16 protein-coding genes and 1 riboswitch are annotated in these 16887 nt (G+C 42.6%); of the genes, 10 read left to right on the top strand and 6 right to left on the bottom strand.

All coding sequences use genetic code 11. From position 1 onward, the window contains the following. Positions 1-371 precede the first annotated feature (371 nt). Positions 372-1961 (top strand): bifunctional phosphoribosylaminoimidazolecarboxamide formyltransferase/IMP cyclohydrolase, encoded by a 1590-nt coding sequence (purH, locus tag PSF28_RS21160; protein WP_272685614.1) that lies wholly within the window; start codon positions 372-374, stop codon positions 1959-1961. An 18-nt stretch (positions 1962-1979) separates the two neighbouring features. Then, the gene (gene purD / locus PSF28_RS21155; protein ID WP_272685613.1) at positions 1980-3263 is read left to right on the top strand and encodes a phosphoribosylamine--glycine ligase; all 1284 of its coding nucleotides are present in this window, start codon (positions 1980-1982) and stop codon (positions 3261-3263) included. Between the two features lie 375 nt (positions 3264-3638). On the opposite strand, the gene PSF28_RS21150 is transcribed toward purD, so the two are convergent. From PSF28_RS21150 to nudC, 6 genes are all read right to left on the bottom strand, one after another. Next, entirely contained in the window at positions 3639-4283 is a 645-nt protein-coding gene (locus PSF28_RS21150) for a DUF1481 domain-containing protein (RefSeq protein ID WP_272685612.1), read from the bottom strand. Between the two features lie 71 nt (positions 4284-4354). Next, complete coding sequence (locus PSF28_RS21145) at positions 4355-4627, bottom strand: HU family DNA-binding protein (protein ID WP_004264522.1); 273 nt, start codon at positions 4625-4627, stop codon at positions 4355-4357. 199 nt (positions 4628-4826) lie between these two features. Further along, positions 4827-5414 (bottom strand): YjaG family protein, encoded by a 588-nt coding sequence (locus PSF28_RS21140; protein WP_109913182.1) that lies wholly within the window; start codon positions 5412-5414, stop codon positions 4827-4829. 74 nt (positions 5415-5488) lie between these two features. Further along, entirely contained in the window at positions 5489-6160 is a 672-nt protein-coding gene (gene nfi, locus PSF28_RS21135; protein WP_210836587.1) for a deoxyribonuclease V, read from the bottom strand. A 109-nt stretch (positions 6161-6269) separates the two neighbouring features. Next, positions 6270-7334 carry a uroporphyrinogen decarboxylase gene (gene hemE / locus PSF28_RS21130; RefSeq protein ID WP_210836549.1) on the bottom strand — a complete coding sequence of 355 codons (1065 nt, stop codon included), beginning with the start codon at positions 7332-7334 and terminating at the stop codon, positions 6270-6272. Between the two features lie 92 nt (positions 7335-7426). Continuing rightward, entirely contained in the window at positions 7427-8218 is a 792-nt protein-coding gene (gene nudC, locus PSF28_RS21125) for an NAD(+) diphosphatase (RefSeq protein ID WP_210836550.1), read from the bottom strand. 249 nt (positions 8219-8467) lie between these two features. Here nudC and PSF28_RS21120 point away from each other — a divergent pair, with 249 nt between their 5' ends. The 8 genes from PSF28_RS21120 to thiE all read left to right on the top strand — a co-directional run bounded on the left by PSF28_RS21120 (position 8468) and on the right by thiE (position 16880). Then, entirely contained in the window at positions 8468-9520 is a 1053-nt protein-coding gene (locus PSF28_RS21120; RefSeq protein ID WP_210836551.1) for an ABC transporter substrate-binding protein, read from the top strand. Between the two features lie 29 nt (positions 9521-9549). Continuing rightward, the gene (locus PSF28_RS21115; protein WP_109913186.1) at positions 9550-10365 is read left to right on the top strand and encodes an alkaline phosphatase family protein; all 816 of its coding nucleotides are present in this window, start codon (positions 9550-9552) and stop codon (positions 10363-10365) included. Further along, positions 10365-11267 (top strand): ABC transporter permease, encoded by a 903-nt coding sequence (locus tag PSF28_RS21110; RefSeq protein WP_272685611.1) that lies wholly within the window; start codon positions 10365-10367, stop codon positions 11265-11267. The genes PSF28_RS21115 and PSF28_RS21110 overlap by 1 nt, the downstream gene beginning before the upstream one ends. Beyond that, positions 11257-12087: an ABC transporter permease gene (locus PSF28_RS21105; RefSeq protein ID WP_210836555.1), complete on the top strand. Its 831-nt coding sequence runs from the start codon at positions 11257-11259 to the stop codon at positions 12085-12087. Before PSF28_RS21110 ends, PSF28_RS21105 begins: the two co-directional genes overlap by 11 nt. Next, positions 12087-13103 (top strand): ABC transporter ATP-binding protein, encoded by a 1017-nt coding sequence (locus PSF28_RS21100; protein ID WP_272685616.1) that lies wholly within the window; start codon positions 12087-12089, stop codon positions 13101-13103. The genes PSF28_RS21105 and PSF28_RS21100 overlap by 1 nt, the downstream gene beginning before the upstream one ends. 18 nt (positions 13104-13121) lie before the next feature. Continuing rightward, positions 13122-13784, top strand: coding sequence for an HAD family hydrolase (locus PSF28_RS21095; protein ID WP_272685610.1), 663 nt, complete (start codon positions 13122-13124; stop codon positions 13782-13784). A 201-nt stretch (positions 13785-13985) separates the two neighbouring features. Then, positions 13986-14097, top strand: a riboswitch (TPP riboswitch). A 145-nt stretch (positions 14098-14242) separates the two neighbouring features. After that, entirely contained in the window at positions 14243-16231 is a 1989-nt protein-coding gene (gene thiC, locus PSF28_RS21090) for a phosphomethylpyrimidine synthase ThiC (protein WP_272685609.1), read from the top strand. Then, entirely contained in the window at positions 16215-16880 is a 666-nt protein-coding gene (gene thiE / locus PSF28_RS21085) for a thiamine phosphate synthase (RefSeq protein ID WP_272685608.1), read from the top strand. The genes thiC and thiE overlap by 17 nt, the downstream gene beginning before the upstream one ends. Positions 16881-16887: the final 7 nt, after the last annotated feature.

The following is a 16887-nucleotide window of genomic DNA, read 5'->3' as shown; positions in this document are numbered from 1 at the left end:
ATGCGCATTATAGGGAGTCAGAAAAATCTGGCAACCCCTTTTTTGCATTTTTTTATTCAACTGCTGCATTCCACAGCAAAACCCCTACTTATACCGACTTATACACGAAGTTATCCACAACATGAAAATAATTTTAAAATTATCGCGCATTACGCAAACGTTTGCGTTACAATTGGCTCGAAATTTCAGCATTGATTTTGTTTTTATGTTCTGAAATTGTTAGTGACTTATATATTGTTATTGAGAAAACTGGCAAATTCCGCTTTGCTTTCATCAATAGATATAATAGGTATATAAGAAAAGCTCGTTGAGTTTTTGACTGACTGATATTCGTTATTGCCTTATTTATTCAAATCCAAGGGATCTATCTCATGCAACTGCTTCGTCCTATTCGTCGTGCCCTGCTTAGTGTGTCTGATAAAACAGGGGTTGTTGAATTCGCTAAGGCGTTATCTCAACGTGGTGTTGAGCTCTTATCTACCGGCGGTACTGCAAAGTTACTCGCTGAGTCAGGACTAAACGTAACTGAAGTTTCAGATTACACAGGGTTCCCTGAAATGATGGATGGCCGAGTAAAAACATTGCACCCGAAAGTGCATGGCGGAATTTTAGGTCGTCGTGGTACGGATGATACCATTATGCAACAGCATGATATTGCACCTATTGATATGGTCGTTGTTAATCTATATCCGTTTGCCCAAACGGTGGCAAAACCAAATTGTACCCTTGAAGATGCTGTAGAGAATATTGATATCGGCGGCCCAACCATGGTGCGCTCCGCGGCTAAAAATCATAAAGACGTAGCAATTGTAGTAAATAGTAATGACTATCAAATCATTATTGATGAAATGGATAACCACGAAAACTCGCTCAATTGGTCTACGCGGTTTGACCTCGCAATTAAAGCTTTTGAACACACTGCAGCTTATGACAGCATGATTGCGAATTACTTTGGTGAATTAGTTGCCCCTTATTATGGTGATACGACCCAGCCTTCTGGCCGCTTCCCTCGCACCTTGAATTTAAATTTTATTAAGAAACAAGATATGCGTTATGGAGAAAACAGCCATCAAGATGCCGCTTTTTATATAGAAGAAAACCCAAAAGAAGCATCTATTGCAACTGCTCAGCAAATCCAAGGTAAGGCCCTGTCTTATAACAATATCGCTGATACCGATGCGGCTCTTGAATGCGTTAAATCATTCGAAGAACCTGCTTGTGTCATTGTTAAACATGCAAACCCTTGTGGTGTCGCTATCGGTGATTCTATCCATGCTGCTTATGATAACGCATTCAAAACTGATCCAACTTCTGCTTTTGGCGGCATTATCGCTTTCAATCGTCAATTAGATAAAGAAACTGCTCAAGCCATTATCAATCGCCAGTTTGTGGAAGTCATTATTGCGCCTTCTGTTGCTAAAGATGCATTACCTATTCTTGAGACTAAACAAAACGTTCGCGTACTTGAATGTGGCGAATGGAGCAAACCAGTTGCAGGCTTAGACTTTAAACGTGTGAATGGTGGTTTATTGGTACAAGACCGTGACTTAGGTATGGTTGAAAAGGAAGCGCTACGTGTAGTCACAAACCGCCAACCTACAGAGCGTGAATTAAAAGATGCCATGTTCTGCTGGAAAGTCGCGAAATTTGTGAAATCGAATGCGATTGTTTATGCCAAAAATGACATGACCGTTGGAATTGGTGCAGGGCAAATGAGCCGTGTCTACTCTGCAAAAATTGCAGGTATTAAAGCCGCTGATGAAGGTTTAGAAGTCGCTGGCTGTGCAATGGCTTCAGATGCCTTTTTCCCATTCCGCGATGGTATTGATGCCGCAGCTGCTGTTGGAGTAACCTGTGTTATCCAACCAGGTGGTTCTATCCGTGATGATGAAGTCATTGCGGCTGCAAATGAACATGGTATTGCCATGATTTTCACTAATATGCGTCATTTCCGTCACTAATTTATTAGGAGTCTAGTAATGAATATTTTGATTATTGGTGGCGGCGGCCGTGAACATGCCTTAGCTTGGAAAGCGGCTCAATCTCCTTTAGCAGACAAAGTGTATGTTGCCCCAGGCAATGCAGGCACAGCATTAGAGCCAACCCTTGAAAATGTCAATATTTCGGCAACTGATATCAATGGATTACTTCAATTCGCCAAAGATAAGCAAATTGGTTTAACTATTGTCGGCCCTGAAGCACCATTGGTTATTGGTGTCGTCGATGCATTTAAAGCTGCTGGCTTAACTATTTTTGGCCCAACCCAAGGTGCTGCACAGCTTGAGGGTTCAAAAGCATTTACCAAAGATTTTTTAGCTCGTCATCATATTCCTACTGCGGCTTATGAAAATTTTACTGAAATTGAACCTGCTTTAGCTTACTTAGATAAAGTCGGTGCGCCAATCGTGATCAAAGCAGATGGGCTGGCAGCAGGTAAAGGGGTTATTGTTGCAATGACTCTGCAAGAAGCGAAAGAAGCTGTTCATGACATGTTAGCAGGGAATGCCTTTGGTGATGCAGGCCACCGTATCGTGATCGAAGAGTTTCTTGATGGTGAAGAAGCGAGTTTCATCGTTATGGTAGATGGTGAAAATGTCATCCCAATGGCGACTAGCCAAGATCACAAACGTGTTGGGGATGGTGATACCGGCCTAAATACAGGTGGAATGGGCGCTTACTCCCCAGCTCCTGTTGTGACAGATGAAATACACCAGCGCGTGATGGAACAAGTCATTTACCCTACAGTTAAAGGTATGGACCAAGAAGGAAACCGCTATCAAGGCTTCTTATATGCAGGTTTGATGATTGATAAAGCAGGTAACCCAAAAGTTATCGAGTTCAACTGCCGTTTTGGCGATCCTGAAACTCAACCTATTATGATGCGCTTACAGTCGGATTTAGTTGCTCTGTGCCTAGCGGGTGCGAAAGGTGAGTTAGCGGGTAAAGATTCATTATGGGATGAGCGCCCTGCTTTAGGGGTAGTAATTGCTGCAGGTGGTTACCCAGGTGATTACCACAATGGCGATGTAATTTCAGGTTTACCAACCACTGAATCCACGGATAGTAAAGTTTTCCATGCTGGTACTCGCATGAAAGATGGAGAAGTCGTGACTGCCGGTGGTCGCGTCCTATGCGTAACGGCATTGGGTAATGATATTGCTAAAGCACAAAACAAAGCTTATGACGTCGCCAAAACCATTCACTGGAATGATAGCTTCTACCGCAACGACATCGGCTACCGCGCTATCGCTCGTATAAAATAATACAAAGTACTAAACCATTCCCTGAGCTGATAAGAGGAAACTTTTATCAGCTTTTTTATTTTCTATTTTTTGAACTTGTTTTTGCCTTTGACCATTCACACAGACAATGGCTCTAAGTATTTCGAATCACAGCAAAGCGGCAAGAGAGAGAATCTCTAGGAACATACATAAGTATGTAACTAGAGTGAGCGAACGTAGCAATATAGCTGAGGCTCGAAAAACGACGAGTAGACGAGTAAAAGTATCGGCTCTAAGTATTTCAATTCAGAGCTAGGCGGCAAACGAAGATATCTTAGGGAGCATACATAAGTATGTGACCTAAGTAGCTGAGAGTATCCAACAAAGCTATGGATTGAAAGACGACGAACGGTGATATTACAAAGAATCTTTAGAAGGCTGCCAGCGGCAAAAATCAGTATCCGCCACCATCAAAAGCTGGTTTCCCTCTGAAGACTCCAACCACGCTAAATTTAGCTGGGAATGCCACACTTTTGCACGGTTTTGCAACCAATTTTCAGCATAGGGTTCGAAAGCCACTTCACGCACATCACCTTCACATGTGGTCACTTTTCCTTGTTGCCAGCGACCTTGATAGAGTTTGACGCCGCCGACAATCAGTGCGGTGTTTGTCTCAAGTACGCGTTCCGCTTCAAAGCGCCAACGCGTGATTTCATCAGCCGAAAGTGATGTTTTATGGCCATCTTGAGCACGCTGCATAAAAATAACGTCATTATTTCTATCGAAGCGTAATTGTTCGGTGATATCGCCATTTTTTTGATTCAAGATTTGGCTACGAATTTGCCAGAGGTTACCAGAGCGATACTCGAAGAAATTAACGGAAGTGTCTGTACCTTTATAGGGGCTATAAACCACCATTAAGACCAGAGGTTGGCTTTTTGCATTATTTAGCCGCCACATACGAATGACGCCATCATCGGCAATAAAACCACTTGCACTAAACTCAGGGAGCTTTGGTGCATTAGAAGAACAGGCGCTTAGCATTGAGATAGTTCCCAACACCAGCAACCCTTTTTGAATAAACAAAAGGGGTAGTTTTTTACCCCCTCTGGTGATTCGGCTGTACAATGTTCTTATTTTACAGCTTCTTTCAGTGCTTTACCGGCAGAGAAAGCAGGTACAGTTGTAGCAGGAATCTGGATTTCTGCTTTAGTTTGTGGGTTACGACCAGTACGCGCAGCACGATGGCTAACTTTAAAAGTACCGAAACCGACCAGTTGGACTTGTTCGCCTTTTTTCAGCGTTTCAGAAATAGCATTCAGAGTAGATTCTAATGCCGCTTTTGCCTGAACTTTGGTCAGGTCCGCTGATTCTGCGATAGCATCAACTAATTCAGTCTTGTTCATAAATTATCCTTACACAGTGTGTTTATCGTTTGCAAAGCATCGAGTGCGTCGGATATGCCAAATTGACAGCCCCTGATACACGCCCCCGATAGCCACTTCTTCTCGCCCCTAAATGTAGACCAGAGTAGGGGCAAATGTGAAGTCTTAGTACTCAGCATTACTGCGTCAAGTCACGTTTTCGATAATGAAAATGCGAAAATCAGCTTAAAGTAATACCTATATTGCTCACCCCCGCTTCGCGGAGGTCAGATTTTAATCCTTTAATTAACTCTAAGTCGCGCTCTTCACAAGCTGCCAGTAAGCGGAAAATGTCCCACTGGATATCCCATTCTTCTTCAACGGCCGGGATTTCTTTGAGTTCTTCTTCTGTCATTTCCCGCCCTGCTTGAGTCATTTCGAGCATGGCAACTGTACGAATGGATGCTTCGCTAACCAATATTGCGTGTTCGAGGGTTTCACCGCTCAATTTCGAATGAATAATTTCACCTAATGCAATACAGGCGTCAATAGCTGGATACACACCATACATATCGAAATCATCTGCTGATGGGATAATTTCTTCTAATTTTTCTAACTGATTGTCGAAATTGACTTTGCTATCTTTAATGACCAAAGTTTCCCAAACTAAATCAAGGATGGAACGATAAACTTTTGCATCGGCAAATTCAGTTTGCTGACAAAACATTTGAAAGTTCGGATACATTCTTTCACATAGGCTCGCCATGAAAGTAGTATGTTGCCAGCTTTCTAATTTTTCCAACCTCAAATGAATGGGATTTCTTAACATAATTTCTGACTCATCAATCTTAATACTTCGCAGTTTACCTGAAAATCTGTCAATGCCACATATTTTGCTGATAATTAGCTGATTTTCTCATTCATTCGCTTAAAAAACGTTCGATTTGATGCAATTCCGTCAGCAAAACGCGTCGGTTCTGGCAACCGATAGCCTCTTAGACACTGCTTAACCCACGCTAGGGAAGACGAAAAACCTACTTTATGGCCCGGCGAAACATATAATGGTTTGCAGCGTTTTTTACTCCGCAACACCCAACCGAGTTGATTTTCACCTGCCATTAACGGCTGAACACTTTCAGGCTCTTCACTTAACTCAACCGCATCACCACATAGACGGCTTTTTGCAACACCAATTGTGGCTATATTCGCTTGTAACCCAAAATGGCAGGCAACACCAAACCGCCGCGGATGTGCAATCCCTTGCCCATCCACAAGCACTAATTCAGGTTTGTTTTGTATTTTTTCCCACGCCGCCATTAACCCAGGGACTTCACGAAAAGAAAGTAACCCCGGTATATAAGGCAATTGAGTCGGTATTCGAGCTATTTGATACTCAACAAGTTCTAACTGTGGCCAAGATAGTACAGCTACCACCGCACGCGTAATAGTACCTTGCTGTTCAAAGCCTACATCGGCTCCACCAATCAGTTTGAGTGGTGCAAATTCATCCTGCAAAATGATTTTTGAAGCCTGGCTAGTTTGTTCTTTTCGTAACAATTGAGTATCTAAAACCATCATGCATCCATTGCTTATGAGATTTAATTATTCTTAATCATAGATGATAATGGTGTACTTACAAGATTCTATAAATACACCACAAATCAAGAAGATCAATAAACGATAATTATTGATGATATTGGCGAGATAAACGGTGAACAGCATCGACAAATGCACCTGCATGCTCAGGTGGAACATCCTGATGGATACCATGACCTAAATTAAATACGTGCCCTTCACCTTGGCCGAAGCCTGATAGAATATTTTGCACTTCTTCTTCAATACGAGCCGGTGGCGCATATAACATGGATGGGTCCATATTGCCTTGTAAAGCAACTTTATCACCGACACGACGACGAGCATCTGCAATTTCAGTCGTCCAATCAAGGCCTAATGCATCGCAACCCGTTGCGGCCATTTCCTCTAACCACTGGCCGCCACCTTTAGTGAATAAGGTGACAGGAACACGGTGACCATCATTTTCACGAATTAAGCCATCAATAATTTTATGCATATAATTCAATGAAAACTGTAAATAATCACGCTTAGTTAAGACCCCACCCCATGTGTCAAAAATCATCACGGACTGTGCACCTGCGCGAATTTGAGCATTCAAGTATAAAATGACACTGTCTGCCAGTTTATCCAATAACAAATGTAATGTGTTCGGGTCTTCGTACATCATCTTTTTGATTTTAGTGAATGCTTTGCTACTACCGCCTTCCACCATATAAGTCGCTAGTGTCCACGGGCTACCAGAGAAACCAATTAGTGGCACATTACCTTCAAGAGCTTTACGAATAGCACGGACAGCATCCATCACATAACCAAGTTCCATTTCAGGATCAGGAATAGGGATATTTTTTACATCTGCCGCGCTCATAATCGGTTTATGGAAACGTGGGCCTTCACCCGTTTCGAAATATAACCCAAGCCCCATTGCATCAGGGATAGTGAGAATATCAGAAAATAAAATTGCAGCGTCTAATGGAAAACGACGTAATGGCTGTAATGTCACTTCACAAGCCAATTCGGTGTTTTTGCACAGAGCAATAAAATCACCAGCTTCAGCGCGTGTTGCTTTATATTCAGGCAGGTAACGCCCTGCTTGACGCATCATCCATACAGGGGTCACATCTACAGGCTGACGTAGCAAAGCACGTAGATAGCGGTCATTTTTTAACTCAGTCATTATTTACTCCATTATTATAAGTGGCCGCCGCAAATGGCTAAGAGCGAAGTTCATTATTGTATCATGTTAATGGTAACAATATCAGCGCTGCGCTATTTGCCCGTTTCATATTCACTCTGACGACACAATGCGACCGTATCTTCAATCAAACGTCTAGCGATTGTGTCCGCCGGTGGGATCAAGGGTAATTCATTGTAATGATACCAATTTGCGCTCACCAGTTCCTTAGGGTCTACTTTAATATCGCCACTCTCATAATCCGCAAGAAATCCCATCATTAAGGAATGAGGAAAAGGCCATGGTTGTGAAGATACGTAACGAATATTTTTCACTTTTATATGGCTTTCTTCCATGACTTCGCGCATAACAGCTTCTTCTAATGTTTCACCGACTTCAACAAAGCCCGCTAATACGGTAAATAATGGATTTTGTGAATGGCGCCGGTGCTGAGCTAATAGAATATGGTCATCACGACGAATTCCCACGATAATGCAAGGGGCAATCTGCGGATAATAACGCTCATGGCAATGGTCACACAAACACGCCCATTCTGTTTCACTATGGCGCATTGCCGTACCACAATAGCCACAATAACGATGAGAGCGATAGAATTCCGCCAATTGCACGCCTCGCCCAGCAAGACGAAATAAACCTTCATCTTGCGCAGCAACGAGACGAGGAGATGCCATATTTGATGGCATTTTTTCGGCGATCAACCAGACGATTTCCCCTTGCCACTCACCGATTGGCGTTGCTGTTTTTCCTTCTAACAAATAGTCCTTTGCCATACCTCGTGGAATATCCCCATGAGGTAACCACAAACGCCCGGAAAAACAGATAAACCACCAACCACTTTCTGTTCCTGATAATTTTAACTTATTCATTTTCCACATCTTTTGTTAGTTTTTATTGTCGATAAAATCAATCTATTAATGACACAATACACTGCTTTGACACAATGTCATTCAAACGTTTGTTTCATTATTTTTCTTTGTCAATTTTGACACTTTTTAGACGTTCCATTCCATAAAATGTCTAAAAACTGTCATAAAAGGATCAACTAACTGTCACTTATTAAAATTAGGATGCTAAGTAACCAATACGGTTCACCGTTCTGCAAAAGTGAGAAAATAATGAAAACTATCGTTCCTGCGATTTTACTATCATTGACCGCATCCAGTGTGACATTAGCTGCTGATGCTAATTTAGCAGAGTTAATCGATGCAGCGAAAAAAGAAGGGCAAGTTTACAGCGTTGGAATGCCTGACACTTGGGCTAACTGGAAAGGAACTTGGCAAGACTTAGCGACACAATATGGGTTGAAGCATCAAGATACTGATATGAGCTCCGCTCAAGAAATTGCCAAATTTGCCGCAGAAAAAAATAATGCGACGGCAGATATTGGTGATGTCGGTGCTTCTTTTGGGCCTGTTGCCGTGCAAAAGGGAGTGACTCAACCTTATAAACCAACAACGTGGTCACAAATTCCTGATTGGGCAAAAGACAAAGACGGTCATTGGGCTTTAGCCTATACGGGGTCTATTGCTTTCATGATTAATAATGACTTAGTGAAAGATGCACCGAAAAGCTGGGATGATTTACTAAAAGGGAAATATAAAGTCACCGTTGGGGATGTTGGTATCGCTGCACAAGCTAATAATGCTGTACTAGCCGCCGCATTTGCCCGTGGTGGTGATGAAAATAACCTAAAACCTGCCATTGAGCTTTTTGCTGAACTCGCCAAACAAAAACGCCTATCCGTTAATGATCCAACTGTCGCAAATATCGAGAAAGGTGAAGTCGAAGTTGGTATCTTATGGGACTTCAACGCACTGAATTACCGCGATCAGATCAACCGTGATCGCTTTACGGTTGTGATCCCATCTGACGGTTCTGTCATTTCAGGTTACACTACTATCATCAATAAATTTGCCAAAAACCCAAATGCAGCAAAACTAGCTCGTGAATTTATTTTCAGTGACAAAGGCCAATTAAACCTTGCAGAAGGCTACGCTCGGCCAATTCGTGCACAATATTTAACCTTACCTGATGATATTAAATCCAAATTACTACCCGAAGAACAATATAAAAATGTTCAACCCATTAAGAATGCAGAAGGTTGGGAAAAATCGTCTCGTAATCTCCCTAAAATGTGGCAACAACAAGTTTTGATCCACCAGCAGTAATTTAACGTATTGATTTTAGGAAAAAATTGATGTCTGAGAAAGTCATACTTGTTGTCCTTGACGGTTTAAGTTATTCAGTAGCCCATCATTGTATGGGCTATCTCAACGGTTTAATCAAAGCCGACAGTGCAACACTTTACCGATTAGAGTGCGAGCTTCCTTCGATGTCTCGCCCTCTATATGAATGTATACTAACGGGAGTTCCACCTGTCAAAAGCGGTATTGTAAATAACCAAATTGTCCGGTTATCCCATTTTGACAGCATATTCTCTCTTGCTCGCCTTGCAGGTAAAACAACTGCCGCCGCTGCTTATTATTGGGTGAGTGAACTGTATAACCGAGCACCTTTCGTAGCAACAAGAGACCGTTTTACCCATGATGAGTCGCTAACCATCCAACATGGCTGCTTTTATCAAGCAGATCATTACCCTGATGACCATTTATTTGTTGATGCGGAATATTTACGTAGTCAATTTGATCCTGATTTCTTATTGATTCACCCTATGAATATAGATGATACAGGGCATAAGTTTGGCTTTGATTCCCCACAATACCGTAATGCAGCACGCCATGCAGATATTATCCTGTCGAATTATATTCCTACATGGGTTGAGCAAGGTTATCAAATTCTGATCACGAGTGATCACGGTATGAATAATGATCGCAGCCACGGAGGGACACTCCCTGAAGAGTGTTTAGTTCCATTGTTTGTTGTCGGTTCGCAATTTTCTCATCAACCCTGCAATATTGAGCAAACTGAGATTTGTGGAACCATTTGTCGTTTACTTGGAACCCACTCTCTCGATAAACCAGTTTGTGATGCGCTGTTACAAGGAGATTTGTAATGGCTGATATTCCTGCCCCCTGTGAACAGGCATACCAACAACAGGGAAAAATTGCCATGTTAAAAAAACGCTTTGCTCGTTTTCATTGGCGCGCTGCACTGCTACTGCTGCCATTCTTTGTGCTGTTTAGTCTATTCCAAATCGCCCCAATGGTTTGGGTGCTAATTAATAGCTTTATCTACGAAGAAGCATGGTCATTAGGTAACTACCTTGAAGTATTCAATAATGATTTTTACTTACAAGCGTTTGAAAATACCCTATGGCTTTCCGTTATTTGCAGTGTAATTGGCTTATTCATTTCCAGTATCACGGCATTTTCCATTTATAAAATGCAAGGGAAAATTCGCCGGATAATGATCTCCTTCACCACCATGGCCAGTAATTTCAGTGGTGTCCCCCTTGCTTTTGCATTCATTATTATTTTGGGCTTCAATGGCGCAATTACCTTACAACTCAAGGCGTGGGGAATTATCGAAGATTTTAATATATACAGTGCCAGCGGGTTAATGCTGTTGTATGTGTATTTTCAGATCCCATTAGGTGTTTTGTTGCTATACCCCGCCTTTGATGCACTAAAACCGGAGTGGGAAGACGCAGCGAAAACGATGGGAGCAAGTAAGCTAACCTATTGGTTAAAAGTCGCAATTCCAGTGCTTTCTCCTGCTTTACTTGGCACTTTTATTATCCTAATTGCTAATGCCATGGGCGCATACGCCAGTACTTATGCCTTAACGAGTGGTAATTACAACCTTGTGACTATCCGAATTGCCAGTTTAGTTTCCGGCGATTTGTTTCTCGAACCGAATATGGCTGCTGCATTATCAATGCTACTTATCGCTATCTTAGCTTTTATTACTGCTATCCATCATTGGTTAATCAAGCGGAGCTACCATGCAAAATAATAATGTGATTAGCCAAGTGATAACCAATAACAATAAACCCTCTGGATTATGGCTCCATAAGTTAGTATTAATCAGTGTTGCTAGCCTATTAGCGCTACCTATTATTGCCACATTTTTGTATTCCATCGCCAGCTCTTGGGGAGCCACTGTGCTACCCGATGCCTTGTCCATCAAATGGTATCTACAATTGTGGCAAGACTCGCGTTTTCTCATGGCATTTGGTCGTTCATTAATAATTTGCTTTGGTACGTTGCTGGTTAGCACATTAATTATTTTGCCGATGACATTTGCGGTATTTTATCGGTTCCCTAAACTCAAAGGGGTGATGGATTTACTGATTATTTTACCCTTTGCGATTCCGCCTGTCGTCTCGTCGGTGGGCTTGCTGCAAATATTTGCCGATGAACCATTCATGTTAGTTGGCACTCCTTGGATCCTGATTGGTACTTATTTCACCATCACGTTACCTTTTATGTATCGTGCTCTTGCGAATAGCTTTCAAGGTATTAATTTACATGACTTAATGGACGCTGCACATTTACTCGGCGCCAGTACTTTCCAAGCTTTTATGATGATTGTGTTACCAAATATTCGCAAAGGTATGTTGGTCTCATTATTAATTTCATTTTCATTTTTAATGGGTGAATTTGTGTTTGCCAATATTCTAGTGGGAACACGTTATGAAACCTTGCAAATCTATCTTTTCAATATGCGACAAACCAGCGGACATTTCACTTCTGCTCTGGTGATGTCATATTTTCTGTTTACCTTATTGCTGACATGGTTAGCAATGCGATTAAATCGTTCAGGAGATGAATGATGAGTTATGTTATTGCGGAAAACTTAGCTAAATCTTTTGGTACTAATCAGGTATTTGCTGATATTCAGTTTACTATCGAAAAAGGCGAATTTATTACCCTACTGGGCCCAAGTGGTTGCGGAAAATCAACTTTATTACGCTGTATCGCAGGACTTGAACAACTTAATGATGGTGAACTTTATATTAATCGCCAGAATGTAACCCACCAAGCTGCGCAGCAACGCGGGGTGGGTATGGTGTTCCAAAGTTATGCGTTATTTCCCAATATGACTGTGGTTGACAATATCGCGTTTGGTTTAAAAATGCGTAAAATTGATAGCCAAGCAAGGTCTAAAGCAGTCGCTGAAGTGATCGAATTAGTTGAGTTACAAGGAAAAGAACAACAATTTCCCCATCAGCTATCAGGTGGACAGCGTCAACGAGTAGCACTCGCAAGGGCATTAGTCATGAAACCGCAAATTTTGTTACTTGATGAGCCACTTTCCGCTCTTGATGCTCGTATTCGCAAGCACTTACGCCAGCAAATTCGCCAGATTCAACGCGAATTGGGTTTAACGACAATTTTTGTTACTCATGATCAAGATGAGGCTATGATTATGTCTGACCGTATTTTTCTTATGAATAAAGGCCAGATTGTGCAAAGTGGCACGGCAGAGAATATTTATACCCAACCAGCAACAGAATTTGTCGCTCGGTTTATGGGGCATTACAACCTTGTTGACTCCGAAAAAGCCAATTCGATGTTAGGTCTTGATTTACAAGGTACACTTGCTATCCGCCCTGAGTCTATATATGTCAAAGAAGCGGGTCGCCAATATGGTAGCCATATTTCTCACCCTGTTGATGCTATTATTGTTGACCATCAATTATTGGGAAATATCATTCGTTATAGCGTCGATACACCTGCTGGTCACATGACAGTTGATTTACTCAATCGCTCATCAGAACGCTTATTTGAGCCAGGCACTCGTCTTGAACTTATGTTTAATAAAAATGAAATTCGCACACTTAGTTAATAATCAGATAGGAATATAATGCAAAACAAACTGGCCATTTTTGACTTAGATGATACGTTAATTCAAGGTGATAGCAGCGTATTGTGGACACAATATCTGTGGGACAAGCAAATTATCAGCGATCCGCAATTTGTGGAGGCGGATAAAGCCATGATGGCGCAATATAATGCAGGCACATTAGATATGCCGACTTACTTACGTTTTAACCTGCAAACCCTCGCCAATGTAAAAACTGAGCAAGTGGATATCTGGTTGGATGATTTTGTACAAAGCGTGATTTTACCGCGGATCTACCCTGAAGCGATTAGAACGATCGCAAATTATCGAGCTAAAAGGATCCCAATTATTGTGATCTCTGCAACTGTTTCATTTATTGTGAAAAAGGTCGCCGAAAAACTTGGTGCAGACGTCGCCATGGGGATCGATATTAAACAACAAAATGGCTGCTATACGACCGAAATTGACGGTATCCCAACCTTTAAAGAAGGTAAAGTCAAACGCCTATTAGCTTGGATCCGCCACCAGCCAATCACTGACGCCTACGTGTATTTCTACTCCGACTCCGCCAACGATCTCCCAATGTGCCAATTTGCCGACGAAACCTTTATCGTCAACGGCGACCCACGCCTTCTTCAAGCCGCCAATGAAAATCACTGGCCGCAATATCAGTGGAATTTATAAACCTTATTTTTATCTCAGCCTTGATTTCAATTTTTTAGGTTTTAACTAACTTGCCTTTAAAAGGTTCCTCTAAATTATTCGTACTAGAGGAAGGAGATGAATAGAATTATCCCAAGGAGCATACACAAGTATGTGACTTGGGGAGCCGAGTCCAGCCAACGCACTTATCGCTTGAAGAATGACGAGGAAAGCTTATACTGAAATCTCTTGTCGGAGTGCCTAGTATGCATAGCATCGGGCTGAGACCGTTAATTCGGGATCCGCGGAACCTGATCGGGTTAATACCCGCGAAGGGAACAAGAGTAATCACTCAGCGTCTTTTTGCCATCTCTCATTTGGCTAAAAATTAAACGCAATGTCTTTTTTATTACTCCTCCGAACTCCTGACAAGCAACTTTCTTTCGATAAACCCGCTACACACTAATCTGTGATAGCCGTGACAATGTCAGGAAATTGCTATGTCCAATAATACACAACAAAACGTTATTCCTACCGCAGACTTATCGCCGCAAGCAGCACCGGCTCGCACACGCAAAGCCCAAAGAGACGCCGCAGAGAACTACATTAATACCCTTTCAGGAGTCTCATTTCCCAATTCACAGCGGATTTATTTGCAAGGCTCTAGGGATGATATTCAGGTTCCTATGCGAGAAATTCAGCTTTCACAAACCCTTATTGGTGGCGACAAAGACAACCCGCAATTTGAAGACAACGAACCCGTTCCTATCTACGACACTTCAGGCCCTTACGGCGACCCAGTTTCTGAATTAAATGTCCATAAAGGCCTTAAAAAAATTCGGGCGCCATGGATAAGTGAACGTGCTGATACCGTACCTGTCGAAAATTTAAGTTCCGATTTTACTCAACAACGCCTTGCAGATGCAGGACTCGACCATCTGCGCTTTAACAACCGTCCTCACCCGTTAAAAGCCCAAACTAACAAGTGTGTTACCCAATTACATTACGCACGCAAAGGTATCATTACCCCTGAAATGGAGTTTATTGCAATCCGCGAAAATATGGGACGTGAACGTATTCGTGGCGAAGTTTTATTGCAACAACATCCAGGCCAAGGCTTTGGCGCAAATTTGCCAGAGAATATTACCCCTGAATTTGTTCGCCAAGAAGTGGCGGCGGGTCGCGCTATTATCCCAGCCAATATCAACCACCCCGAATCAGAACCAATGATTATTGGTCGTAATTTCTTGGTTAAGGTTAATGCCAATATTGGTAATTCATCGGTCACCTCATCCATTGAAGAAGAAGTAGAAAAACTGATTTGGTCAACACGCTGGGGGGCAGATACCGTCATGGATTTATCCACTGGCCGTTATATCCACGAAACCCGCGAATGGATTTTACGTAATAGCCCCGTGCCTATTGGTACAGTTCCGATTTACCAAGCTCTCGAAAAAGTGAACGGCGTCGCCGAAAATCTCACGTGGGAAATGTTCCGTGACACATTATTAGAGCAAGCAGAACAAGGTGTCGATTACTTCACTATCCATGCCGGCGTATTGCTACGCTATGTGCCAATGACCGCTAAACGCCTAACAGGGATCGTCTCTCGCGGTGGCTCTATCATGGCAAAATGGTGCTTGTCTCATCACCAAGAAAATTTCCTGTATGAGCACTTCCGTGAAATCTGTGAAATTTGTGCCGCTTACGACGTTTCCTTGTCGTTAGGGGATGGACTACGCCCCGGTTCAATTCAAGACGCCAACGACCAAGCTCAATTTGCCGAGCTCCATACCCTTGGTGAGCTCACAAAAATTGCGTGGGAATATGATGTTCAAGTCATGATTGAAGGTCCCGGCCACGTACCAATGCAAATGATCCGCCGCAATATGACCGAAGAGTTAGAGCACTGCCACGAAGCGCCATTCTATACGTTAGGGCCTCTAACAACAGATATTGCTCCGGGTTATGACCACTTTACCTCTGGTATTGGTGCCGCCATGATCGGTTGGTTTGGCTGTGCGATGTTATGTTATGTCACCCCTAAAGAGCACTTAGGATTACCGAACAAAGAAGATGTTAAACAAGGGCTAATCACTTATAAGATTGCAGCCCATGCCGCTGACCTTGCTAAAGGCCACCCAGGTGCACAGATCCGTGATAACGCCATGTCCAAAGCCCGTTTTGAATTCCGCTGGGAAGACCAATTTAACTTGGCGTTAGATCCTGAAACTGCTCGCAAATATCACGATGAAACCTTACCACAAGCCTCTGGGAAAATTGCTCATTTCTGTTCTATGTGTGGGCCTAAATTCTGTTCAATGAAAATATCCCAAGAGGTTCGTGACTACGCGGCCCAAAAAGAAGCAAATGAAAAAGAAGCGGGTATGGAACAGATGTCAGAAGCCTTCCGTGCCCATGGCAGCGAACTCTATCACGGTGCTGAAATTGTGAATGCTGAGGTGGATGAAAATGCCAAAATTGCCTAATGCTATAACTCTCCCAAATAGCCCTTTTCCTGAGACTGCACAACGCCTTGGGCTTTATCCCGTTGTGGATTCCGTTGAATGGATTGAACGTTTGCTTAATGCAGGTGTTTCCACAATTCAATTGCGTATCAAAGACAAATCTGACGCAGATGTTCGTGATGAGATTCAACAAGCTATTGCGCTCGGGGAAAAACATAACGCACGCTTATTCATTAATGATTACTGGCGGTTAGCGGTCGAGTTTGGTGCTTATGGCGTACATTTAGGCCAAGAAGATTTGGAAACTACCGATTTATTAGCAATCCACCAAGCAGGCTTACATTTAGGAATATCAACGCACGATGAGCATGAATTGGCTATCGCAAAATCGGTTCGCCCTTCCTACATTGCCATGGGGCATATCTTTCCAACACAAACCAAAGAGATGCCTTCTTCGCCTCAGGGTTTAGAAACACTTAAAGCCATGGTGGAAGCAACACCTGATTACCCAACGGTAGCCATTGGTGGGATTTCCATTGATAAAGTGCCTGACGTGCTAGCAACTGGAGTGGGGAGTGTCGCGCTAGTCAGTGCGATTACTAAAGCCGATGATTGGCGCGCCGCAACAGAAACTTTGCTGAATTTAATTGAGCGGGATCACGCCAATTAGTCGATTT

Origin of the sequence: Providencia sp. PROV130 (assembly GCF_028482225.1) — a bacterium.
In the GTDB taxonomy this organism is placed as follows: domain Bacteria; phylum Pseudomonadota; class Gammaproteobacteria; order Enterobacterales; family Enterobacteriaceae; genus Providencia; species Providencia rettgeri.
The sequence above is the reverse complement of the archived record's forward strand: the minus strand, read 5'-3'. Positions and strand labels throughout refer to the sequence as shown.

Excerpts from the sequence above, each read along its gene's own strand:
- PSF28_RS21145 (WP_004264522.1), bottom strand. The coding sequence starts at position 4,627 with ATGAACAAGACTGAATTAGTTGATGCTATCGCAGAATCAGCGGACCTG.
- thiE (WP_272685608.1), top strand. The coding sequence starts at position 16,215 with ATGCCAAAATTGCCTAATGCTATAACTCTCCCAAATAGCCCTTTTCCT.
- PSF28_RS21120 (WP_210836551.1), top strand. The coding sequence starts at position 8,468 with ATGAAAACTATCGTTCCTGCGATTTTACTATCATTGACCGCATCCAGT.
- PSF28_RS21100 (WP_272685616.1), top strand. The coding sequence starts at position 12,087 with ATGAGTTATGTTATTGCGGAAAACTTAGCTAAATCTTTTGGTACTAAT.
- nudC (WP_210836550.1), bottom strand. The coding sequence starts at position 8,218 with ATGAATAAGTTAAAATTATCAGGAACAGAAAGTGGTTGGTGGTTTATC.
- PSF28_RS21115 (WP_109913186.1), top strand. The coding sequence starts at position 9,550 with ATGTCTGAGAAAGTCATACTTGTTGTCCTTGACGGTTTAAGTTATTCA.
- PSF28_RS21140 (WP_109913182.1), bottom strand. The coding sequence starts at position 5,414 with ATGTTAAGAAATCCCATTCATTTGAGGTTGGAAAAATTAGAAAGCTGG.
- purD (WP_272685613.1), top strand. The coding sequence starts at position 1,980 with ATGAATATTTTGATTATTGGTGGCGGCGGCCGTGAACATGCCTTAGCT.
- nfi (WP_210836587.1), bottom strand. The coding sequence starts at position 6,160 with ATGGTTTTAGATACTCAATTGTTACGAAAAGAACAAACTAGCCAGGCT.
- hemE (WP_210836549.1), bottom strand. The coding sequence starts at position 7,334 with ATGACTGAGTTAAAAAATGACCGCTATCTACGTGCTTTGCTACGTCAG.
- thiC (WP_272685609.1), top strand. The coding sequence starts at position 14,243 with ATGTCCAATAATACACAACAAAACGTTATTCCTACCGCAGACTTATCG.
- purH (WP_272685614.1), top strand. The coding sequence starts at position 372 with ATGCAACTGCTTCGTCCTATTCGTCGTGCCCTGCTTAGTGTGTCTGAT.
- PSF28_RS21095 (WP_272685610.1), top strand. The coding sequence starts at position 13,122 with ATGCAAAACAAACTGGCCATTTTTGACTTAGATGATACGTTAATTCAA.
- PSF28_RS21110 (WP_272685611.1), top strand. The coding sequence starts at position 10,365 with ATGGCTGATATTCCTGCCCCCTGTGAACAGGCATACCAACAACAGGGA.
- PSF28_RS21105 (WP_210836555.1), top strand. The coding sequence starts at position 11,257 with ATGCAAAATAATAATGTGATTAGCCAAGTGATAACCAATAACAATAAA.